Here is a 20,598-nt window from a genome sequence, read left to right as displayed (position 1 = left end):
TCATGCGGGGCGTATCGATTTCCCGCATTACCGTCGGTCACGACACCCGACGCTAATCGTTCAGCCAGTTCTCCAGTCGCAATCCCGGATAGCTGACAAAGTCCCGCTCATTGTTGGTCACGAGGGCGACATCGAGCGACACCGCATGAGCGGCGATCAATTTGTCGAGATGATCCTTCTTCCGCTCGCGGGTTGCCTCGCGAACCGGACCGTACGCTTGCGCGGCCGCGACATCGAACGGAGCAACGGGAATATCGTCGATCAGCGCGGCAAGATTGCGACGCTCCCGCGCAGGACTCGCACATACGGCGACGCCGTACTCGAGCTCGGCATACGTAATCGCCGACATGACGACGTCCCCCGTGTAGCACTGCGCAAATCGTTTCGCCACCTGCTCGGGCTGATTCTTCATCAAATAGATGCACATGTTGGTGTCGAGCATATAACGCGGCATCACAAACCCTCGCGGTCGGCTTGCTCCTGGTCGCCACGCCCTTCGGCCATGAAATCCGGCCCGAATTTCGCGAATTTCTCGAGTACGTGGGTCAAAGGCCGCCGCGTCGGCCGAATGCGGATTTCGTCACCCACGCGCTCGATTTCCAGTTCGATATCGCTGCGCTCATAGGCGAGATCCGCAGGAATGCGCACGGCCTGCGAGTTGCCGTTCCGAAATACCCTCGTGATATGCATGTCGACCTCTCGTCGGATGTACGCTGGATGTACATTATATAACGCGATGCTCAATGTAAATCCGTGTGTGTACATGACACGCCTTCCCGTGGAAATCTGATCGATCCGCCAACATCGGTTCGCCGGCCAACAGCGACACGCCAATTCAGCCTCACCTCCGCCGGCAGACGAGCCGGCGGTGGATATCGTGCATCACGGCCACTGCCGTCGGGAATGCAGCATCGAGACAGCCACCCGGCACGACATCCGTAGCACTCACTTTCCACCGTCGCGCAAGCGCGCACAAGCTGGCCGTTCGGCCATCCGAAGCCGGGGCGCGCGACCCGAACCGTCCACGTTCCGACACTTTTCACCAGCCGGCGTACCGGCGCCCCGCCATCAGGCGTAAGCTGTACGTCCCGCTACCCAGGGAGACGGCAGCCCATGTCGCATTCCAAGGATCTCGAGCCGCGCGCCACCACCGGTGCGCGACTGCTCGTCGATGCGTTGCTCGCCAATCACGTCGAACGCGTGTTCTGCGTGCCGGGCGAGAGCTTCCTCGCCGTACTCGATGCGCTGGCGGACGACACCGCGCGCATCCAGACGGTCGTCTGCCGCCACGAGGCGGCGGCCGCGAACATGGCGGAGGCGGTCGGCAAGCTGACCGGCCATCCCGGCATCGCATTCGTCACGCGCGGGCCCGGCGCGACCCATGCGTCGATCGGCGTGCACACCGCGTTCCAGGATTCGACGCCGATGATCCTGTTCGTCGGCCAGTGCGCGCGCGAGCACCTCGACCGCGAAGCCTTCCAGGAAATCGACTACCGCCGGATGTTCGGCCAGATGGCGAAATGGGTCGCGCAGATCGACGACCCGCGCCGCATTCCCGAATACCTGAGCCATGCATTCCACGTCGCGACCTCCGGCCGGCCCGGCCCGGTCGTGCTCGCGCTGCCGGAGGACGTGCTGTCCGAAGCGTGCGCGCCGCAGCCCGTCGTGCCGGCCGCAAAACGCGTCGCGGCGTCGCCGTCGGCCGCGCAGACCGACGAACTGCGCGAACGGCTGGCGCGCGCCGAGCGGCCGTTCGCGATCGTCGGCGGTAGCGGCTGGACGCCCGACGCCTGCGCGAACCTGCGCACCTTCGTCGAGCGCTGGCAACTGCCGGTCGCGTGCGCGTTCCGCTTCCAGGACACCTTCGACAACGCACACCCGAACTATGCGGGCGACGTCGGCCTCGGGATCAATCCCGCGCTCGGCAAACGGATCCGCGACGCCGACCTGCTGCTGGTGCTCGGCCCGCGTCTCGGTGAAGCGACGACGGGCGGCTACACGCTGCTCGACATCCCGAAGACGCGCCAGACGCTGATCCACGTGCACCAGGGCGCGGACGAACTCGGCCGCGTGTATGCGGCCGACCTGCCGATCGTGTCGGGGATGCCGGAGATCGCGGCGCCGCTCGCCGCGCTCGAAGCGCCGGCGCACCCCGCGTGGGCCGGCACGGCCGCCGACGCGCACCGTGCGTACCGTGAATGGCATGCACCGCTGCCGATGCCCGGCGACGTCCAGCTCGGCGACGTGATGGTGCAGTTGCGCGAGCGCCTGCCACACGACGCGATCCTGACCAACGGTGCCGGCAACTACGCAATCTGGCTGCATCGCCACTTCGCGTACCGGCACTTCCGTTCGCAGCTCGCGCCGACCAGCGGCGCGATGGGCTACGGGCTGCCCGCCGCTCTCGCCGCGAAGGTGCTGTATCCGTCGCGGGCCGTCGTCGCGCTCGCCGGCGACGGCTGCTTCATGATGGCCGGCAACGAACTCGCGACCGCGATGCAGTACGGGCTGAACATCGTCGCAATCGTCGTCAACAACGGGCATTTCGGCACGATCCGCATGCATCAGGAGCGCAACTATCCCGGGCGAGTGCACGGCACGGGGCTCACGAACCCCGATTTCGCCGCGTATGCGCGCGCGTTCGGCGCGCATGGCGAGACGGTCGAGCGCACCGCCGACTTCGCGCCGGCACTGGAGCGCGCACTGACCTGCGGGCTGCCGGCGCTGATCGAGATCCGCATCCCGCAGGACGCCAGCACGCCGGCCGCAACGCTCGAGCAAATCCGCGAGCAGGGTCGCCGCGCGCGCGGCGAATGACCGTGGGAATGTGCGCCGCGCCGGCCGGCCTCGCGTTGTCGCACGATGACGCACTCGTCCATCCCGGCACGCTGCTCGCGCCCGACGGGACGCTCGTCGCGCCCTACGACATCGAGCACGGCGGCGATCGCGCGGAAGGCTGCGTGCCGGCCGCGCCGGCGCTCGGCCTGCTGCACGCCGCCCACCGGCCGTTCCGGCTCGACTACGACCGAACGACGGACGTGCACGTGATCAACGGAATGGGTGTCGCACTCGGCGACTCGGTGATCGGGCTGACCGCGCTCGCCGCGCTGCGCGCGATGCATCCCGGCCTGCGCTTCACGCTGTACCGGCCAGCCCGCGCGCCGCGCTACGTCGACGCGCTGTATGCGCTCGCCGCCGACGTCGTCGCGCCGTCGCGTGCGCTGCCGTGCGCCGCCGACGCACTGCCCGCGCACGCGCCGCGCATCGATCTCGGCAATCACCTGTACTGGCCCGCGTTCGCGCGGCAGCCGATGATCGACTTCTTTCTCGACGCACTGGGCGTGGATCCGGCCACGGTGCCGGCCGCCGCGAAGCGCAATCGCTGGCTCGCGCGGTTGCGGCTGCCCGCGCCGCCGGTCGAATGGCGGCGGCCGTACGTGCTGTTCTGCCCGACGGCGAGCACCCCGGTGCGCAGCGTACCGCCGGCGCTGCGCACGGCATTCGTCGAGCGACTCGCGCGGCGTTACGGGCTGCCGGTGGTCGGATTCGGCCCCGTCGCCCATCCCGCCTACGTCGACGTGAGCCACGATGCGGCCGATACCGCGCGCTTCATTGCCTGGGTCAAGGGTGCGAGCGTGCTGTTCGCGCCCGATACGGCCGCGCTGCATCTCGCCGACGGCTTCGACGTGCCGACGCTCGGCTGTTTCACGACGATCGGGCCGGCGCTGCGCGTGCGCGATTATCCGAACTGCGTGCCGGTCGCGCTCGACGTGCCGGCCGAATTGCACGGGCTGCATCGCAGCGAGCGGCCGGACGATCTCGCGGCGGTCGAAGCCGCTTACCGGACAATCGACTGGGATGCACTACCGTGGCCGGCGCCACGCGAAGCGGCCGCCGCGACCGAATAGAAAAACGCAAGTCACCCGAAAGATCGAACGCGCGGCGGCCTCCACGCGCCGCCGCGCCGCTCACCCGGCCGCCACCATCACGGCACGATCGCGCAGCGTCTCCGACGGCCGCTTGCCGAACAACCGCCGGTAGTCGGTCGCGAACTGGCTCAGGTGCCAGAAGCCCCACGCCTCCGCGACGTCCTGCACCGAACCGGCCGCCCGCCCGCACAGGTCGCGCCGCGCGCCGTTCAGCCGCAGCGTGCGCAGATAGGTCGCGGGCGCCATGCCGAGCACGTCCTGGAAGCAGTACTGCAGCGTGCGCCGGCTCACGTGCAATTGCTCGCACAGCTCGGGTACGCCGACCGGGCGCGTACGGTGCGCGAGCACGTACTCGCGCGCCTGCTCGACGATCCAGCGCCGTGTCGACGGTGCGCCGCCCGCGCCGTCGTCCGCCGGTTGCGCGCACGCGTCGAACAGTGCGGCCAGCACCTCGGCCTGCAGGTCGTCGCGCTGCGCGTCGGGCAGCGGCCCGCCCACGGCCGCCGCGCCGTCGAGCCGGCGGCCGAGCAGCGCGCACAGGCGAGCGAGCCGCGTATCGCCGACCTGGATCACGTGCCGCGTGAACAACCGCTCGTCGAGCGCGCGGCGTTCGACTTCCTCCGCGTAGCGGCGCAGCACGTCGCCGCGCACGACCACGCCGTAGATCGAGAACTGCGCAGGCGTCAGCAATTCGAATTCGACGTTGCCGGGCCGGAACGCGAGCGCACCGGGCCCGATGCGGCACGCATCGACGCGCGCGGTGCCGTCGCTGACCAGCGGAATGCCGAACCAGTACGCGTCGCCGCGCACCTCGCACGCCTGGCGCAGCAGGTGGCTGGTCGATTCGCGAAACAGCTTCATCGTGTCGAGCGGCAGCTCGGTCAGCGTGCCGACGAAGCGGCCGGCCGCAAGCTGGTCGTAAGTCTGCCGCCAGCCGATCAGGTTGCGCGCCTGCTCGTCGGCGTCGTGCGCGACGCTGACCACGGCTTGACCGGCCAGCGCGTCGTCACCCTGCGCGCTGCACCGCGTGTCCTCGGCCGTCGGCTCGGCCATGCGCTCCACTCGTTGATCCATCGTGTTCTCCTCACCCGCCCGGGACCGCGTCCATCACGCAAGTCCCGTGCCGAACCGCGTTGTCCGGCGACAAGCCCGTCATTCCACGCCTTGCGGCCGATGCGCGCCATGCGGGCGCACCCGGAGGCGGCACGCCACGCACCGCGCGGGTGCGGCATGCGCGCCACCGGCGGCGCGGCGACGCGCTACGCGCCCGGCCGCAACCGCACGACCCGCGTGCCGCAATTGCCGTACGCCTGCGCGACCGCCAGTTCGACGATCGGACTGCCCGCCCGCCACGGCGCCGCGTCCGCTTCCTGCAGATCGGTCCGTAACGTCGCGCGGCCGTTGATCCGGTAGCGGATGCCGCGCACGAAATCGACGAACAGCAGCCCGACGCCGCTGCCGTCGCACGTGAGCGGATCGAGCCGGTTGCCGTCGCCGTGCGTGGGCAGCGCGAAGCGCAGCGTCTTGGTGTCGATCACGCGCACAACCGGCCACTGGTCGCCGTTCACGTCGCGCATGCCCTGCACGATGTCGCAGGTCACGCGCGCCGGGGCCGGGCCGCCGCGCGTCGTGCCGACGAACATGAACGGCTGCGATTCGACGAACTGGCGCACGCCGATGCTCAGCCGTGTCGTCACGACGTCGCTCATCCGCTCGGCTTCGTCGGCGACGCCGAACCGGTGATGTGCGTCGAGCTCGCCCGCGTGAAACACCGGGTGACGCGGATAGGATCCGGGCGGTTCTGCCATGCTGGTTTCCGTCTGGGCCATCGTGCGCGATGCGGCCGCGAACGCGCGACGGCCGGTGCGGTTGCCGAGGCGGGCCGCCCGCGACGCGCAGCCGACGCTGCGTATCAAATCTCGAATCCCGAATCTCGAAGCGCGAAAACGGCGAAGTGCCGGACGAACGGTCGTCAGCGCAGTGCCGCCTCGCTGCCGACACCGCCCACCGGCCGGACAGCCATCGCCCGACCGTCGAACCTTGCACGGAAAGCCGGCGCCGGACGCGTCGTCGCCGTCCGAAACCGGCCGTCCGAAACCGGCCGCCGTACCGGGCAGCGTTCCGCTGCCGCCCGGCCGGCCCCGGCACTTCGCCCCCTGCTCCGGCGATCAGAAGAACCCGAGCGCCTCGGCCTGGTAGCTGACCAGCAGGCACTTCGTCTGCTGATAGTTCGACAGCGCCATCTTGTGCGTCTCGCGACCGATGCCCGACTGCTTGTAGCCGCCGAACGCCGCGTGCGCCGGGTACAGGTGATAGCAGTTGGTCCACACGCGGCCGGCCTCGATCTCGCGGCCCATCCGGTACGCACGCGTGCCGTTGCGCGTCCACACGCCGGCGCCGAGCCCGTAGAACGTGTCGTTCGCGAGTTCGATCGCTTCCTGCTCGTCCTTGAACGTCATCACCGACGCGACCGGCCCGAAGATCTCTTCCTGGAACACGCGCATCTTGTTGTTGCCGAGCAGCATCGTCGGCTTCACGTAGTAGCCCGTGCCGAGGTCGGCGGCCGGCGCCGTGCGCTCGCCGCCCGTCAGGCATTGCGCGCCTTCACCGCGGCCAATGTCGATGTACGACAGGATCTTGTCGAGCTGCTGCTGCGACGCCTGCGCGCCGATCATCGTCTGCAGGTCGAGCGGGTGGCCGCCCTTGATGCGCTCGACGCGCGCGACGGCCTTCTCGATGAAGCGTTCGTAGATCGATTCCTGGATCAGGATCCGCGACGGGCACGTGCACACTTCGCCCTGGTTCAGCGCGAACATCGCGAGGCCTTCGAGCGCCTTGTCGAGGAACGCGTCGTCCTGGTCCAGCACGTCGGCGAAGAAGATGTTCGGGCTCTTGCCGCCCAGCTCGACCGTCGACGGGATCAGGTTGTCGGCCGCCGTGCGCAGGATGTGCTTGCCGACCGGCGTCGAGCCGGTGAACGCGATCTTCGCGATCCGCTTGCTGGTCGCGAGCGCCTCGCCCGCTTCCTTGCCGAAGCCGTTCACGATGTTGATCGTGCCGGCCGGGAACAGGTCGCCGATCAGTTCCATCAGCACCAGCACCGACGCGGGCGTCTGCTCGGCCGGCTTCATCACCACGCAGCAGCCGGCCGCGAGCGCCGGCGCGAGCTTCCACGCGGCCATCAGCAGCGGGAAGTTCCACGGGATGATCTGGCCGACGACGCCGAGCGGCTCGTGGAAGTGATACGCGACGGTGTTGTCGTCGATCTCGGAAATGCCGCCTTCCTGTGCGCGAATGCAGCCCGCGAAATAGCGGAAGTGATCGATCGCGAGCGGCAGGTCGGCCGCCATCGTCTCGCGCAACGGCTTGCCGTTGTCGATCGTCTCGGCCACCGCGAGCAGCTTCAGGTTCTTTTCCATCCGGTCGGCGGCGGCGAGCAGCAGGTTCGCGCGCTCGGCGACCGACGTCTTGCCCCACTTGCGGCGCGCGGCGTGCGCGGCATCGAGCGCGACCTCGATGTCGTCGGCGCCCGAGCGCGGCACGCGGCAGAACGGCTTGCCGTTGATCGGCGACACGTTCTCGAAATACTCGCCCTTCACCGGCGCAACCCACTTGCCGCCGATGTAGTTGTCGTACTGCTGACGATACGGATATTCGACGTCGAGGCCCAGTTGTTTCAGGTCAAACGGGTTCATATATGTCTCCTGTTCATCGTGCTTGTGTGAATACAGCGCCGGTTGGATCGCGCTGCACGATTTACGCAACATGCGTGCCAAACCGGGCAAAAACGGACCAGGAGCGGTGCGTCCGGCCGCTCGCCGTCGGCGGTGCCGGCGCACGGAACACGAGTGTCCCGATTCTGAACACCGGGACGGCACAGCGGCACGGCGGGTGTTCGGATTTACCACAGCGCACCTACGCGCGTGCCGCTGCGCGCCACGCTCGCTCCGTGGCATGTCGCTTGCGTGCGGAACGCGAATCCGCACGCATCGGCCACGCGCCGACCGACACCATGAACGACCCGGGCCCTCTCAGCGACGATGCCATCGCGTTCATCCATGAACAAGCATTCCTGATCGTCGCGACCGCGAACGCGGCGGGCGACAGCGACTGCTCGTATCGCGGCCGGCAACCGCGCGCGGACGGTTCGTTCGCCCCACTCGTCGACCTGCCCGATCGCCGGACGCTCGTGCTGCCCGACTTCGCGGGCAACAACCTGTTCAACACGCTCGGCAACCTGCTCGTGAATCCGGCAATCGCGCTTCTGTTCGTCGATTTCGTCCGACAGGCGACGTGGCTCGTGCAAGGGCGCGCGACGATTGACGAGGACGCGGCAAGCCGCGCGCACCTGTGGCCCGATGCGTTGCGCTACGTGGTCGTTGAAGTGGACAGTGCGCATGCACGGGCCGATGCGGGGCTGCCGCCGCTCGTGCTGGCGTGATGTTGCGCCATGTCGCCGTTGAAGGAAGCGGCGTGTGCATGCGCGCGCACCGATGCGGCGGCACCCATCGCGCGTGCCGACATGACGCGGGAGCCGGCTCCGCCTGCAGCGGGGTACGCGCACGAAATACCCGACCGCTCCCGCGGAAGCGCCAGCCCCCGTCGACGCACCCACCGTTCACCGCCCGTTTGCCTCCGCGCAAGCCGGCTCGGCCCGGCGCCGCGCCGGTGCGTCGGCACGCGCATGTTCGCTTTCATCGCCGCGCCCCTGCGCAACCGCCGGCCGTGCACCGAGAAACGCGAACACCACCGCCGCGCACAGCACCGTGACGGCCGCCAGCCCGATCAGCAGTCGATCGAACGCGTGCGTATAACTCGCGAGCAGCACCGCACGTCCGACGCCCGGCAACACGGCCGCCGCACCGCCGAGATCGCCCGTCGCGAGCCGCGCGGCCGCCCGCAGCGTTGCGTCGGAAGTGCCGGCCGCCCCCTGCCGCAAATCGGCGTGCGCGAGCGTCGCCAGTACCGCGCCGACGATCGCGAGCGCGATCCCCTCGCCCGCCACCCGCGTCGTGCTGAAGATTCCGGTCGCCATCCCCGCACGTTCCTTCGGCACGACGCTGACCGACAGCCCGTCCATCAGCCCCCACGGCATGCCGGCCCCGATGCCGATCGCGAACATCGGCGCGATCGCCGCCGGCCCCGCGCCGCCGCGCAGCGCGACGCCCAGCCACACAAGGCCCGCCGCCGCGAGCAGCAGCCCGAGCCCCGAGATCACACCGGCCGACAGCCAGCGCGTGAGCGTCGCCGCGACGAGCGGCACGACGAGCATCGGCGCGGAGATCGCGAGCATCAGCCAGCCCGCGCCGATTTCGCTGAAGCCGTCGATGCCGATGAAGCGCAGCGGCAGCACGACGAGCAGCACGATGTAGCAGCAGCAGGTCGACACCGGCAGCACCTGCACGCCGACGAAGCGCGGAATCCGGAACAGCGACAGGTCGAGCATCGGCCGCGCGACCCGCGTCTCGATCGCGACGAACGCGCACGCGCCGAGCGCCGCACCCGCCAGCAGCGCGACGACGAGCGGGTGCGTCCAGCCGCGCGCGGGCGCCTCGATCACGCCGAACGTGAACAGCGTGAGCGCCGCGGTGAACGCGGCCGTGCCGGGCCAGTCGAGCCCCGTCGCGTGCGGATCGCGCGACTCGTGCATGCGCGGCAGCCCGAACCCGAGCGACAACGCGCCTGCCGCCGCGCCCGTGACGAAGATCGCGCGCCAGCCGCCGTGCGCGATCAGGCCGCCCGCGAGCACGGGCCCGAACGCGAGCCCGATCCCGAAGGTCGTGCCGAGCAGGCTGAACGCACGCGTGCGCGCCGCGCCGTCGAACTCCTGCGCGAGCGCGGCCGTGCCGCCCGCGAGCGCCGCGGCGGCGGCGAGCCCCTGCGCGGCGCGCAGCAGGTCGACCGCGAGCATCGACGGCGCGAACGCGAGCGCGACCGACATCAGCGTGAACCCGCCGACGCCGATCGCGAACACGCGCTTGCGGCCGAACTGGTCGGCCAGCGCGCCCGCCGCCATCAGGAAACTGCCGAACGCGAGCATGAACGCATTGGTGATCCAGTTCATCGCGACCGGCCCGCCATGCAGGTCGCGGCCGATCGCGGGCGTCGCAACCGCGCCGCCCGAAAACGACAGCGGCAGCGCGACGGCGGCCATGCAGACGGCAGCCAGCACCCACGCGCGCCGGCGTGCCGACGTGGTTGAATCGGCTGAAAACGGGTGATCCATCATCGCTCCTCGAAAAGCCGGCGCGGATGCGCCTCAAGCGCGATCAAAGATAATTCCGATTCAATCGTCGAAAAACTACGCTTGACTCCGGATATAACGGACTAGAATTCCGCAATTCGCCGCTTCGCACCCGCTCGCCTGTTTACGTCGATGGAAAACCTGAACGGCATCGCCGCCTTCGTCCGCACCGCCGAAACGCTCAGCTTCGTCGCGGCCGGCCGCGCGCTCGGCATCTCGGCCTCCGCCGTCGGCAAGACGATCGCGCGGCTCGAGCAGTCGCTCGGCGTGCGCCTGTTCAACCGCACGACGCGGCGCGTCACGCTGACCGACGAAGGGCGTCATTTCTACGAACGCTGCCAGCGGATCCTCGAGGATTTTCGCGATGCGGAGGCAACCGTGACGGCCTCCGCGCAGCGCCCGCGCGGCAAGCTGCGCGTGAGCCTGCCGGTAATCGGCTACCGGTTCCTGCTTCCGGTGCTGCCCGAATTCAGGCAGCGCTATCCGGATGTGGAACTCGACCTGGATTTCAACGACCGGATGGTCGATGTCGTCGAAGGCGGCTTCGACGCCGTGATCCGCAGCGGCCCGCTGTCGGATTCGAGCCTGATGTCGCGGCGGCTCGGCCCGTTCGCGTTCGTGCTGTGCGCGACGCCCGCGTATCTCGCGCAGGCCGGCACGCCTCGGGCGCCGCGCGATCTCGAAGCGCACGATTGCGTGCGCTACTGCTTCCCGACCACCGGCAAGCTGCAGGACTGGGCGCTCGCCGCCGACGACGGCACGCCGCTGAAGCTGCGCACCGCGATGACCTGCAACAACATGGAAGCGCTGCGCGGCGCGGTCATGGCGGGGCTCGGCATCGGCTACATGCCCGACTTCCTCGCGCGCGACGCGCTGGACACCGGCGCGCTCGTCACCGTGCTCGACGACTACCGGATCGCGGCGGGGCAGTTCTCGATCGTGTGGCCGTCGAGCCGGCAGTTGTCGCCGAAGCTGCGCGTGTTCGTCGACTTCCTGTGCGAGCGATTGTTCAAGTAGGCGGGCGGCGCTCCATCACGCCCTCACGCCGCGCCGATCCGCTCCGCCTCCGCCTGCGGCAACAGCGCATCGCTGTCGTCCTTCAGCCCGACGCCCGTGAGGCCGAGCCGGCGCGCATGCGTCATCAGGTAATGCAGCTTGTGCGCGGCGGCGGCATGCGGCAGACCTTCCGGCCGCACGTTCGAGATGCAGTTGCGCAGCGCGTCGTGGCAGCCGACCTTCGGCGCCCAGGTCAGGTACACGCCGAGGCTGTCCGGCGAGCTGAGCCCCGGCCGCTCGCCGATCAGCATCGCGACGACCTGTGCGCGCAGCAGCTCGCCGATCTCGTCGCCGAGCGCGACGCGCGCCTGCGTCGCGACCACCACCGGGCCGATCCGCCAGCCGTCCGCGGCGAGCCGCGGGCACACGGCCTGCAGCAGCGGCAGCGCCTGCTTCGCGGCCGCGAACGCCGACAGCCCGTCGCCGACCACGAACACGACGTCCGGCGCGTCGTCGAGCGCCGCGCCGTAGCCGGCCAGCAGCCCGCGGCTGTCATCCGACAGCTTGCGACCGAGATCGGGCCGGCGCAGATAGTGGTCGCGGTCCGGCGCGGCGCTCTGCACGCCGAGTGTCGGCAGCAGGCCGGCCGCCTCGATCTCGCGGCGCAGCGCGTCCGCGTCGAGCGGCTGGTGCACGGCGTCGCGCGCCTGCGCGTGCGACAGGTTGAACGCGAGCAGCGGCGCAGTCGGCAGGCTGTTGCCCGCGCGACCGAGCGCAATCCGCGCGTTCGTGAACGACTTCAGCTGCGCCCACGGATTCTTTTCGACGGCGTCGCTCATGCGGAAATCCCCATCCAGTCGTTCGCGCCCGCGAGCAGCGGCACGCGTGACGTCGCGGCGCGCAGCGCGCCGTGCGCGTCGGCGATCTCCATCGTCTCCAGCCATTCCTCGAACTCGGGCGCGCGGCGCAGGCCGAGCACCTCGCGCACGTAGAGCTGGTCGTGAAACGACGTGCTCTGGTAGTTCAGCATCACGTCGTCCGCGCCCGGAATCCCCATGATGAAGTTGATGCCGGCCGCACCCAGCAGCGTCAGCAGCGTGTCCATGTCGTCCTGGTCGGCTTCCGCGTGATTCGTGTAGCAGATGTCGCAGCCCATCGGCACGCCGAGCAGCTTGCCGCAGAAGTGATCCTCGAGTCCCGCGCGGATGATCTGCTTGCCGTCGTACAGGTATTCGGGCCCGATGAAGCCGACCACCGTGTTCACGAGGAACGGATCGAACTTGCGCGCGACCGCATACGCGCGCACCTCGCAGGTCTGCTGATCGACGCCGAAGTGTGCGTTCGCCGACAGCGCGCTGCCCTGGCCCGTCTCGAAGTACATCAGGTTGTTGCCGACGGTGCCGCGCTTGAGCGACAACGCGGCCTCGTGCGCCTCGCCGAGCAGCGCGAGCGAGATCCCGAAGCTCGCGTTCGCCTTCTCGGTGCCCGCGATCGACTGGAACACCAGGTCGACCGGCGCGCCCTTCTCGATCGCCGCGATCGTGTTGGTCACGTGCGTGAGCACGCACGACTGCGTCGGCACGCCGTAGCGCTCGCGGAACCCGTCGATCATCGCGAGCAGTTTCACGATCGCCGCGAGGCTGTCGGTCGCCGGGTTGATGCCGATCATCGCGTCGCCGCAGCCGTACATCAGCCCGTCGAGCATCGACGCGGCGATGCCCTTCACATCGTCGGTCGGGTGGTTCGGCTGCAGCCGCACCGACATCCGGCCGGGCAGCCCGACCGTGTTGCGAAAGCGCGTGACGACACGGCGCTTCCTCGCCGCCGCGATCAGATCCTGGTTGCGCATCAGCTTCGACACGGCCGCGACCATCTCGGGCGTGAGGCCCGGCGCGATCCGTTCGAGCGCGGCGCCGTCCGCCGCGGGCGACAGCAGCCAGTTGCGGAAGTCGCCGACGGTGAGGTGCGAGATTTCCGCGAACGCGGCCGCGTCGTGATCGTCGAGGATCAGGCGCGTGACCTCGTCGTGTTCGTACGGAATCAGCGCTTCGTTCAGGAACGCCTTCAGCGGCACGCCCGCGAGCGCGATCTTCGCGGCGACGCGCTCCTCCTCGCTCGCCGCCGCGACGCCGGCGAGCTGGTCGCCGGAGCGCAGCGGGCTCGCCTTCGCGAGCAGCGTCTTCAGGTCCGCGAAGCGGTACGTGCGCGGGCCGATCGTCTCCGTGTAGGACATCGTTCGAATCTCCTTGCCAGTCCTTGCCCATCCTAGCCGAACGCCGACGGCGCGCCCGTTCGACGGGGCGCGCCGGATGCCGTCACGAACGGCCGTTCGGGTTCGCCATCCTCATTCCTCGAGCAGCACGTCGGCCGGCGCGCTCTCGCGCTGCGAACGGGTCGCGAGGAAGTACGCGTAGCCGAGCGCGAGGAACGCGACGAACACCATTGCCACCAGCCCGTTGAAAACCACCATCGTCGCGAGGCAAATCAGGGCCGCAACGATCGCGAACGCCGGGAAGAACGGGTACAGCGGCGCACGGAACGGCCGCGCCATGTTCGGCTGCGAACGGCGCAGCTTGAACAGCGCCGCCATGCTTACGATATACATCACGATCGCGCCGAACACCGACATCGTCACGATGTTCGCGGTAAGCGTCTGGCCGCCGAACTGGATCAACTCGTCGCTGTAGATCGCCGCGATGCCGACCACGCCGCCCGCGAGAATCGCGCGATGCGGTGTCTTGAAGCGCGGATGCACCTTCCCGAGCCACTCCGGCAGGTAGCCTTCGCGGGCCAGCGCGAAGATCTGGCGCGAATAGCCGAGGATGATCCCGTGGAACGACGCGACGAGCCCGAACAGCCCGAGCCACACGAGCATGTGCATCCAGCCGCTGTTCGCGCCGACGATGTACTTCATTGCCTGCGGCAGCGGATCGTTGATGTTCGCGAGCTTGGTCCAGTCGCCCGCGCCGCCGGCGAACACCATCACGCCGATCGCGAGCGTGACGAGCGTCAGGATCCCGGCCACGTAGGCGATCGGGATCGAGCGCTTCGGGTTCTTCGCTTCCTCGGCGGCCATCGCGACGCCTTCGATCGCGAGGAAGAACCAGATCGCGAACGGGATCGCCGCGAACATGCCGTGGAATGCGCCGACGCTGAAATGATCGGCGCCCGACCAGCCGCCCTTCATGAAGTTGCTCCACGCGAAGCCCGGCGACACGACGCCCATGAACACCAGCAGCTCGAAGATCGCGAACAGCGTGACGACCAGCTCGAACGTCGCGGCGATCTGCACGCCGACGATGTTCAGCGCCATGAACACGAGATACGCGCCCATCGCCGCGTGTTTCGGTTCGAGCCCCGGAAACTGCACGTGCAGGTACGCGCCGATCGCGAGCGCGATCGCGGGCGGCGCGAACACGAACTCGACGAGCGTCGCCGCGCCGGCGAGATAGCCGCCCGCCGGGCCGAACGCACGGCGCGCATACGCGAACGGACCGCCCGCGTGCGGTATCGACGTCGTCAGTTCGGTGAAGCTGAAAATGAAGGTGGTATACATCGCCGCGACGAACACCGCCGTGACGACGAAACCCAGCGTGCCGGCGCTCGCCCAGCCGTAGCTCCAGCCGAAGTATTCGCCTGAAATCACGAGGCCGACCGCGATGCCCCACAGTTGCCAGGTCCCGAGCGTCTGCTGCAGCGCGGGCTGGCCGGACGACTTGGCGCCGGCGGCGGGCCGGCCATTCGACTCTGCTTTCATCCGATTCTCCTGAAAGGCGCCGGCCTGCCGGCCCGCGCGACTGAGAATCGATGCTAGAGAGTCATTAAACGACGTGTTATCGAAATTCGGCAAAGATGACAGCCGACGTTTCGCCGACGGCAACGCCGGCCGCGCTCCGCGGTCGTCACGCACGCGCCGTCCGGCCGCACGAAGCGTGCCGGACGGCCGACGCCGACTGACCTTACTGACCGCCGCCGCGCTGGTTGAACCAGCGGTCGAGCAGCTTGCCGGCCGCTTCGCGGCCGCCGAGACCGAACGACAGCGCGACCGCCACCGCGATCGCGCCGAGCACGAGGCCGAACGCGAGCTGCACGATCTCGTTGGCGATGCCCATCGCGCGCAGCCCCATCGCGAACACGAGGCCGAGGATCGCGAATTGCGCGATCCGCGCGAACAGCACGCTGTGCTCGCGGTCGGCCTGCTCGATCACGCGGCGCGCGAGGCTCGCGAGCCACACGCCGATCACGAGGATCACGCCGCCCATCAGCACGTGGCCGCCGAATTCGATGAACAGCGTGACGACGTCGCGCACCTGCGAGAAGCCGAGCCGGTTCGCGGCCTCGACCGCCGCGAACAGCATCGCGAAGAACACGATCAGCCGCGCGACCAGCACCGACGGCTGCAGGATCCCCGAGAACACGCGCTCGACGCCGAGCACGGCCGGCAGCCCGTCGGCGCCGGCGGCCTCCAGCAGCTTCTGCGCGAGCGACGCGACGAAGCGCGCGAAATAGAACGTGACGAGCACGATCACGATCGCCGCGACGATGTCCGGCACCGCGCCGAGGAACTGGTTCAGCATGTTGGTGGCCGGAATCGAGATCGCGTCGATCTTCAGCGCGTCGAGCGCGGAGATCAGCGTCGGCACGAACACGAACACGTAGACGATGGTGCCGATCAGGCTCGACACGCGCACCGGCGTCGGGCTGTCGAGATTCTGCGTGAGACGGTCGGCACCGGCGGCGACGAGCAGGTTCGTCACGAGGCCGCGCAGCACGCGCGCGACGACCCAGCCGACGAAGCCGATCACCGCGGCCGCGAACAGGTTCGGCACGATCGCGAGCAGCTTGTCGACCATCCCCTGCACCGGCGAAAGCAGGCCGGACAGCGCGAACGACGCGAGAATCGCCGGCAGGAACATCAGGATCACGAGCCAGAACAGCACGTCGCCCAGATAGCCGCTCATCGGCTGCATGCCCGCGCTTTCGGACAGCTTGTCGTCGACCTTGCTCGCCTTCAGCGCGCGGTTCGCGAGGCTGCGCAGCAGCGATGCGATCAGCCACGCGATCAGCGTCAGCGCCGCGCCGCCGATCAGGTTCGGCAGGTAGTTGACGATGTGCGTGACGAGCAGCGAGAACGGATTGGACACCGCGTACAGGTTGAGCACGTTGAAGATGCCCACCGCGGTGACGAGCAGCACGAGCCAGAACAGCCCGCCGGCGATGATCCGCTCGACATACGTGCCCTGGCCGGTGCTTTCGTTGATCCGCTGATCGACCTTCAGCGCGCCGAGCAGCCGGAGCGCGCCGGCCCGCACCGCCACGGCGATCAGCCAGCCGATCACCAGGATGCCGATCGCGCCGGCAATCTTCGGCAGGTATCCGCCTAGCGTGGTCTGCAGCGACGTGATGAAGCTGGAAGCATCCATTTCTTCTTCTCCCGAAAAACGTGGCGTTGCGATTGAACATCGACGAACTACCTGCGTACTTCGAAAAACCGTGCGTTGCCGCCCCAAGCAACTTACCCGAGAAAAATGACGCGATCACCCGATTTCACCGTCTTTAACTTTAGACAGTTATCGGCGGGGACGAGACCCAATTTCGCCGAAATAAAAAAGGGGCGGGTTCATCGGCCCTACGCATCTCCGCAAGATTTATCAATCGGCGGCGTGCTACCGTGACGTCGATTCCTGCCGGGGGACGCCCGCTTGGGTCCGCTATGTGACACGCGTCGCGCGCGTTCACGACTACATCCGCACGCATCTCGACGACACGCTCGACCTGAACCGGCTCGCCGACATCGCGTGTCTGTCGCCCTATCACTGGCAGCGCGTCTATCGCGCGCTGTACGGCGAGTCGATCGTGCTGACGGTGCGGCGGATGCGGATCGTGCGCGCGTCCGAGGATCTCGTCTGCACGGCGCTGCCGCTCGACGCGATCGCGCGGCGCGCCGGCTACGGCTCGACGCACGCGTTCGCACGCGCATTTCGGGATGCTTACGGCGTGCCGCCCGCGCAGCACCGTCGCGCCGGGGTCCACCGGCCGATCTATCCGTTACAGCGAGGAGAGGAAGACATGTTCAAGCATGAAGTCGAGATCCGGCAGCAGCCGGAGCTGCGCGGCTATGCGGTAGCGCACACGGGCGCTTACCTGAAGGTCGGCGACGCGTTCGGGCAGATCGGCGCGTGGGTCGGGCAGCATGGGCTGATCGGTCCCGGCGCGAAGATGATCGGGATCTTCTACGACGATCCGGATACCACGCCGGAAGCGCAATTGCGCGCGAAGGCGTGCTTCGTGCCGGCCGACGGCGCGCCGGACGTCGAGCCGACGCCGCCGGTCGAGCGCGTGACGGTCGCCGGTGGCGAGTACGCGGTGCTGCTGCATACGGGTCCGTATGCGGACCTGAAGACGGCCTACCAGTGGCTGTACGGCGACTGGCTGCGTCACTCGGGCCGCGAAGCCGCCGATGCGCCGCCGTTCGAGCTGTATCTGAACACGCCGATGGATGCGGCGCCGGCCGACCTGCGCACCGAGATTCATTTGCCGCTGCGTTGAGCGTTGAGCGCCGGGCCGGCTCTCCGGCTCTCGGGGGCTCGGGGGCTCCGGGCGAACCGGCGCGTCATGCCAGGCGACGCCCGTTGCGGGCGCCATGCCCTCCTTAAGGATCGGCCGCCACGCCGGCAAAACGGCCGGCGATCGAGCCTTACCCGGCCTGTGTTCCGCAGCCGGGACAGAAGCGCGCTTCGGCGGCCAGCGCCGCGTGGCAGCGACTGCACGCCTTGCCGCGCTGCGATACGCCGCACTGCGCGCAGAATCGCGCATCCGCCGCGTTGATGGCGCCGCAGCCCGCGCAGGCGAGCTGGCGCAGCGGTACGCTGCTGCCCGAGCCGCCCTGCGCATCGGCCGACGGCTGCCAACCCCAGCCGTGACGGTCGTGGCCGCGCGCATCGTGGCCGCCATGACCTTCCCGGCCCGCTCCGCCGTGATGCCCGCCGCTTCCATGGCCGCTACCGTGGCCGCTTCCATGCCCACCGCCGTGGCCGCCACCGTGCCCGCCCAGGATCCGCTTCAGAAAGCTCATCACCCGCTCCTCATCGCTTCGCCGTCGCGCCGCCGAACACGCCCGTCTTCGACAGCAGCCGCAACCCGTTACCGACGACGATCAGGCTCGCGCCCGCATCGGCGAACACGGCCATCCACATCGTGCCGAGCCCCGCGACCGTGAGGCCGAGGAACACGATCTTCACGCCGAGCGCGAAGCCGATGTTCTGCACCAGCACGCGGTGCGTCGCGCGCGACAGCCGCACGAACGCGGGAATCTTGCGGAGGTCGTCGTCCATCAACGCGACGTCGGCCGTCTCGATCGCCGTGTCGGTGCCCATCGCGCCCATCGCGAAGCCGATGTCGGCGCGCGCGAGCGCCGGTGCGTCGTTGATCCCGTCGCCGACCATCCCGACCGCGCCCGCGCCGCCGGCCGACAGTTCCTCGACCGCCGCGAGCTTGTCCTCGGGCAACTGGTTGCCGCGCGCGTCGTCGATGCCGGCCTGCCGCGCGATCGCCTGCGCGGTGTGCGGATTGTCGCCGGTCAGCATCGCGGTGCGGATGCCGAGCGCGTGCAGGTCGGCGATCGCCGCGCGGCTGGTGTCCTTGATCGTGTCGGCCACCGCGAAGATGCCGAGCACGCGCGTGTCGTCGACCAGCATCACGACGCTCTTGCCCTGCCGCTCGAGCGCGTCGAGCTTCGCCTCCAGCGCCGGCGAGCAGCGTTCGAGCTCCTCGACGAGCCGATGGTTGCCGAGCCAGTAGCGCGTGTCGTCGATCGTGCCGCGCACGCCACGCCCGACGAGCGCTTCGAAGTCCTCTACATCGGCGAACGCTGCCGCTCGCGCGTCGCGCGCCGCCGCGGCGATCGCCTGCGACACCGGGTGATCGGAGCGCGCCGCGAGGCTCGCGCCGAGGTGGCGCACGCGCGCCGCGTCGACGTCCGTCGCATGCAGGTCGAAATCGGTCTGCACCGGCTTGCCGTGCGTGATCGTGCCGGTCTTGTCGAGCGCGAGCCACGCGAGCTTGCGGCCTTCTTCGAGATACACGCCGCCCTTCACGAGAATCCCGCGCCGTGCCGCGGCCGCGAGCCCCGACACGATCGTCACCGGCGTCGAGATCACCAGCGCGCACGGGCACGCGATCACGAGCAGCACCAGCGCGCGATAGATCCAGTCGTGCCACGCGCCGCCCATGACGAGCGGCGGCGCCACCGCGACCAGCAGCGCGACCGCGAACACGATCGGCGTGTAGACACGTGCGAACTGGTCGACGAAACGCTGCGTCGGCGCCTTCGCGCCCTGCGCTTCCTCGACCGCGTGGATGATCCGCGCGAGCGTCGAGTTGGCGGCAACCGCCGTCACGCGATAGTCGAACGAACCTGCTTCGTTGATCGTGCCCGCGTAGACCGCGTCGCCGGCCGCCTTGTCGACCGGCAGGCTCTCGCCCGTGATCGGCGCCTGGTTCACCGTCGAGCGGCCCGCGACGACTTCGCCGTCCAGCCCGATCCGCTCCCCCGGCTTCACGCGCACGATCGCGCCGAGCGCGACCTGCGCGGCCTCGATCGTGCGCCACGTGCCGTCGGCATCCTGCACGGTCGCGGTGTCCGGCGCGAGCTGCATCAGGCCCTGGATCGCGTTGCGCGCACGATCGAGCGACTTCGCCTCGATCAGCTCGGCAATCGTGAACAGCACCATCACCATCGCGGCTTCCGGCCACTGGCCGATCGCCATCGCGCCCGTCACCGCGATGCTCATCAGCGCGTTGATGTTCAGGTTGCCGTTGCGAATCGCGATCCAGCCCTTCTTGTAGGTGGTCAGCCCGCACGCGAGCACCGCCGCGAGCGCCAGCACCGCCGACAGCCATACCGGCAGGCCGGCCCAGCTCACGGCCTCGGACGCGATCGCGGCGACGCCGGCCAGCGCGAGCGGCCACCACGGCTTCGCGGGCGGCGGCGCGACCGGCGTTGCCGACGCGGCCTCCGGCGTCATCCCGAGCGTGCGGATCGCGCTTTCGATCGCCGGCTGTGCACCGGGCACGTGGTCGACGGTCAGCATCCGTTGCATCAGGTTGAATTCGAGCGCCGACACCTGCTGCATCCCGCCGAGCTTCTTGCGGATCAGCGTTTCCTCGGTCGGGCAGTCCATCTGCATGATCCGGAACGCGGAACGCACGTGACCCGACGCGGTCGCCCGCGCGACCGGCAGCGGCGCGAGCGTCAGCGCGGCCGGCGCGCAGCAGGCGCCGGCCGCGTGGTCGTGGTCGTGGTCGTGGTCGTGGTCGTGGTCGTGGTCGTGGTCGTGCGCCTCATCGACGTCCTGGTCCTCCCCGGCCACCGGCGCCGCGGCGGCAACGGGCGCCTCCTCCGGGTCGAGGGCGACACCGGCGCCGGGC

The 20,598-nt window shown here is 69.3% G+C and carries 17 protein-coding genes; 5 read left to right on the top strand and 12 right to left on the bottom strand.

Annotation, left to right across the window (positions count from 1 at the left end):
* Window positions 1-52 precede the first annotated feature (52 nt).
* Together DIE23_RS35320 and vapB are read right to left on the bottom strand one after the other, a co-directional pair.
* A complete protein-coding gene (locus DIE23_RS35320) occupies window positions 53-454 on the bottom strand; it encodes a type II toxin-antitoxin system VapC family toxin (protein ID WP_124617026.1) in 402 nt (133 codons plus the stop codon).
* Entirely contained in the window at window positions 454-690 is a 237-nt protein-coding gene (gene vapB, locus DIE23_RS35315) for a type II toxin-antitoxin system VapB family antitoxin (RefSeq protein WP_124617051.1), read from the bottom strand. Before vapB ends, DIE23_RS35320 begins: the two co-directional genes overlap by 1 nt.
* 423 nt (window positions 691-1,113) lie before the next feature.
* On the opposite strand from vapB, the gene DIE23_RS35310 reads away from it, so the two are divergent.
* A complete protein-coding gene (locus DIE23_RS35310; protein ID WP_124617024.1) occupies window positions 1,114-2,817 on the top strand; it encodes a thiamine pyrophosphate-binding protein in 1,704 nt (567 codons plus the stop codon).
* On the top strand, window positions 2,814-3,908 hold the full coding sequence (locus DIE23_RS35305; RefSeq protein WP_124617022.1) for an ADP-heptose--LPS heptosyltransferase: 1,095 nt from the start codon (window positions 2,814-2,816) through the stop codon (window positions 3,906-3,908). Before DIE23_RS35310 ends, DIE23_RS35305 begins: the two co-directional genes overlap by 4 nt.
* Before the next feature lie 60 nt (window positions 3,909-3,968).
* On the opposite strand, the gene DIE23_RS35300 is transcribed toward DIE23_RS35305, so the two are convergent.
* The 3 genes from DIE23_RS35300 to DIE23_RS35290 form a co-directional block, all read right to left on the bottom strand.
* The gene (locus DIE23_RS35300; RefSeq protein ID WP_124617020.1) at window positions 3,969-5,003 is read right to left on the bottom strand and encodes a helix-turn-helix domain-containing protein; all 1,035 of its coding nucleotides are present in this window, start codon (window positions 5,001-5,003) and stop codon (window positions 3,969-3,971) included.
* Between the two features lie 185 nt (window positions 5,004-5,188).
* Window positions 5,189-5,737: a pyridoxamine 5'-phosphate oxidase family protein gene (locus tag DIE23_RS35295; RefSeq protein WP_124617018.1), complete on the bottom strand. Its 549-nt coding sequence runs from the start codon at window positions 5,735-5,737 to the stop codon at window positions 5,189-5,191.
* Window positions 5,738-6,097: 360 nt separating this feature from the next.
* Window positions 6,098-7,624 carry an aldehyde dehydrogenase family protein gene (locus DIE23_RS35290; RefSeq protein ID WP_124617016.1) on the bottom strand — a complete coding sequence of 509 codons (1,527 nt, stop codon included), beginning with the start codon at window positions 7,622-7,624 and terminating at the stop codon, window positions 6,098-6,100.
* A 317-nt stretch (window positions 7,625-7,941) separates the two neighbouring features.
* Between DIE23_RS35290 and DIE23_RS35285 the strand changes: the two genes are divergently transcribed.
* Entirely contained in the window at window positions 7,942-8,370 is a 429-nt protein-coding gene (locus tag DIE23_RS35285) for a pyridoxamine 5'-phosphate oxidase family protein (protein WP_124617014.1), read from the top strand.
* Window positions 8,371-8,547: 177 nt separating this feature from the next.
* Here DIE23_RS35285 and DIE23_RS35280 read toward each other — a convergent pair whose 3' ends face one another.
* Window positions 8,548-10,155, bottom strand: coding sequence for an MFS transporter (locus tag DIE23_RS35280; RefSeq protein WP_124617012.1), 1,608 nt, complete (start codon window positions 10,153-10,155; stop codon window positions 8,548-8,550).
* Between the two features lie 150 nt (window positions 10,156-10,305).
* On the opposite strand from DIE23_RS35280, the gene DIE23_RS35275 reads away from it, so the two are divergent.
* On the top strand, window positions 10,306-11,190 hold the full coding sequence (locus DIE23_RS35275; protein ID WP_124617010.1) for a LysR family transcriptional regulator: 885 nt from the start codon (window positions 10,306-10,308) through the stop codon (window positions 11,188-11,190).
* 23 nt (window positions 11,191-11,213) lie between these two features.
* Here DIE23_RS35275 and eutC read toward each other — a convergent pair whose 3' ends face one another.
* The 4 genes from eutC to DIE23_RS35255 all read right to left on the bottom strand — a co-directional run bounded on the left by eutC (window position 11,214) and on the right by DIE23_RS35255 (window position 16,592).
* Entirely contained in the window at window positions 11,214-12,008 is a 795-nt protein-coding gene (eutC, locus tag DIE23_RS35270; protein ID WP_124617007.1) for an ethanolamine ammonia-lyase subunit EutC, read from the bottom strand.
* Window positions 12,005-13,402 carry an ethanolamine ammonia-lyase subunit EutB gene (locus DIE23_RS35265; RefSeq protein ID WP_124617005.1) on the bottom strand — a complete coding sequence of 466 codons (1,398 nt, stop codon included), beginning with the start codon at window positions 13,400-13,402 and terminating at the stop codon, window positions 12,005-12,007. Before DIE23_RS35265 ends, eutC begins: the two co-directional genes overlap by 4 nt.
* Window positions 13,403-13,513: 111 nt before the next feature.
* Window positions 13,514-14,926 (bottom strand): ethanolamine permease, encoded by a 1,413-nt coding sequence (gene eat / locus DIE23_RS35260; protein WP_124617003.1) that lies wholly within the window; start codon window positions 14,924-14,926, stop codon window positions 13,514-13,516.
* Between the two features lie 202 nt (window positions 14,927-15,128).
* On the bottom strand, window positions 15,129-16,592 hold the full coding sequence (locus DIE23_RS35255) for a mechanosensitive ion channel (RefSeq protein ID WP_124617001.1): 1,464 nt from the start codon (window positions 16,590-16,592) through the stop codon (window positions 15,129-15,131).
* Window positions 16,593-16,884: 292 nt separating this feature from the next.
* On the opposite strand from DIE23_RS35255, the gene DIE23_RS35250 reads away from it, so the two are divergent.
* Window positions 16,885-17,718, top strand: coding sequence for a GyrI-like domain-containing protein (locus DIE23_RS35250; protein ID WP_260436320.1), 834 nt, complete (start codon window positions 16,885-16,887; stop codon window positions 17,716-17,718).
* A 148-nt stretch (window positions 17,719-17,866) separates the two neighbouring features.
* On the opposite strand, the gene DIE23_RS35245 is transcribed toward DIE23_RS35250, so the two are convergent.
* A complete protein-coding gene (locus tag DIE23_RS35245; protein ID WP_124616997.1) occupies window positions 17,867-18,244 on the bottom strand; it encodes a zinc ribbon domain-containing protein in 378 nt (125 codons plus the stop codon).
* A gap of 10 nt (window positions 18,245-18,254) precedes the next feature.
* Window positions 18,255-20,540 carry a heavy metal translocating P-type ATPase gene (locus DIE23_RS35240; RefSeq protein WP_260436324.1) on the bottom strand — a complete coding sequence of 762 codons (2,286 nt, stop codon included), beginning with the start codon at window positions 20,538-20,540 and terminating at the stop codon, window positions 18,255-18,257.
* Window positions 20,541-20,598 lie beyond the last annotated feature (58 nt).

It is taken from the genome of Burkholderia sp. Bp9143 (genome assembly GCF_003853645.1).
In the GTDB taxonomy this organism is placed as follows: Bacteria; Pseudomonadota; Gammaproteobacteria; order Burkholderiales; family Burkholderiaceae; genus Burkholderia.
Note: the sequence above shows the minus strand (reverse complement) of the source record. Positions and strands in the feature narration are given on the sequence as shown.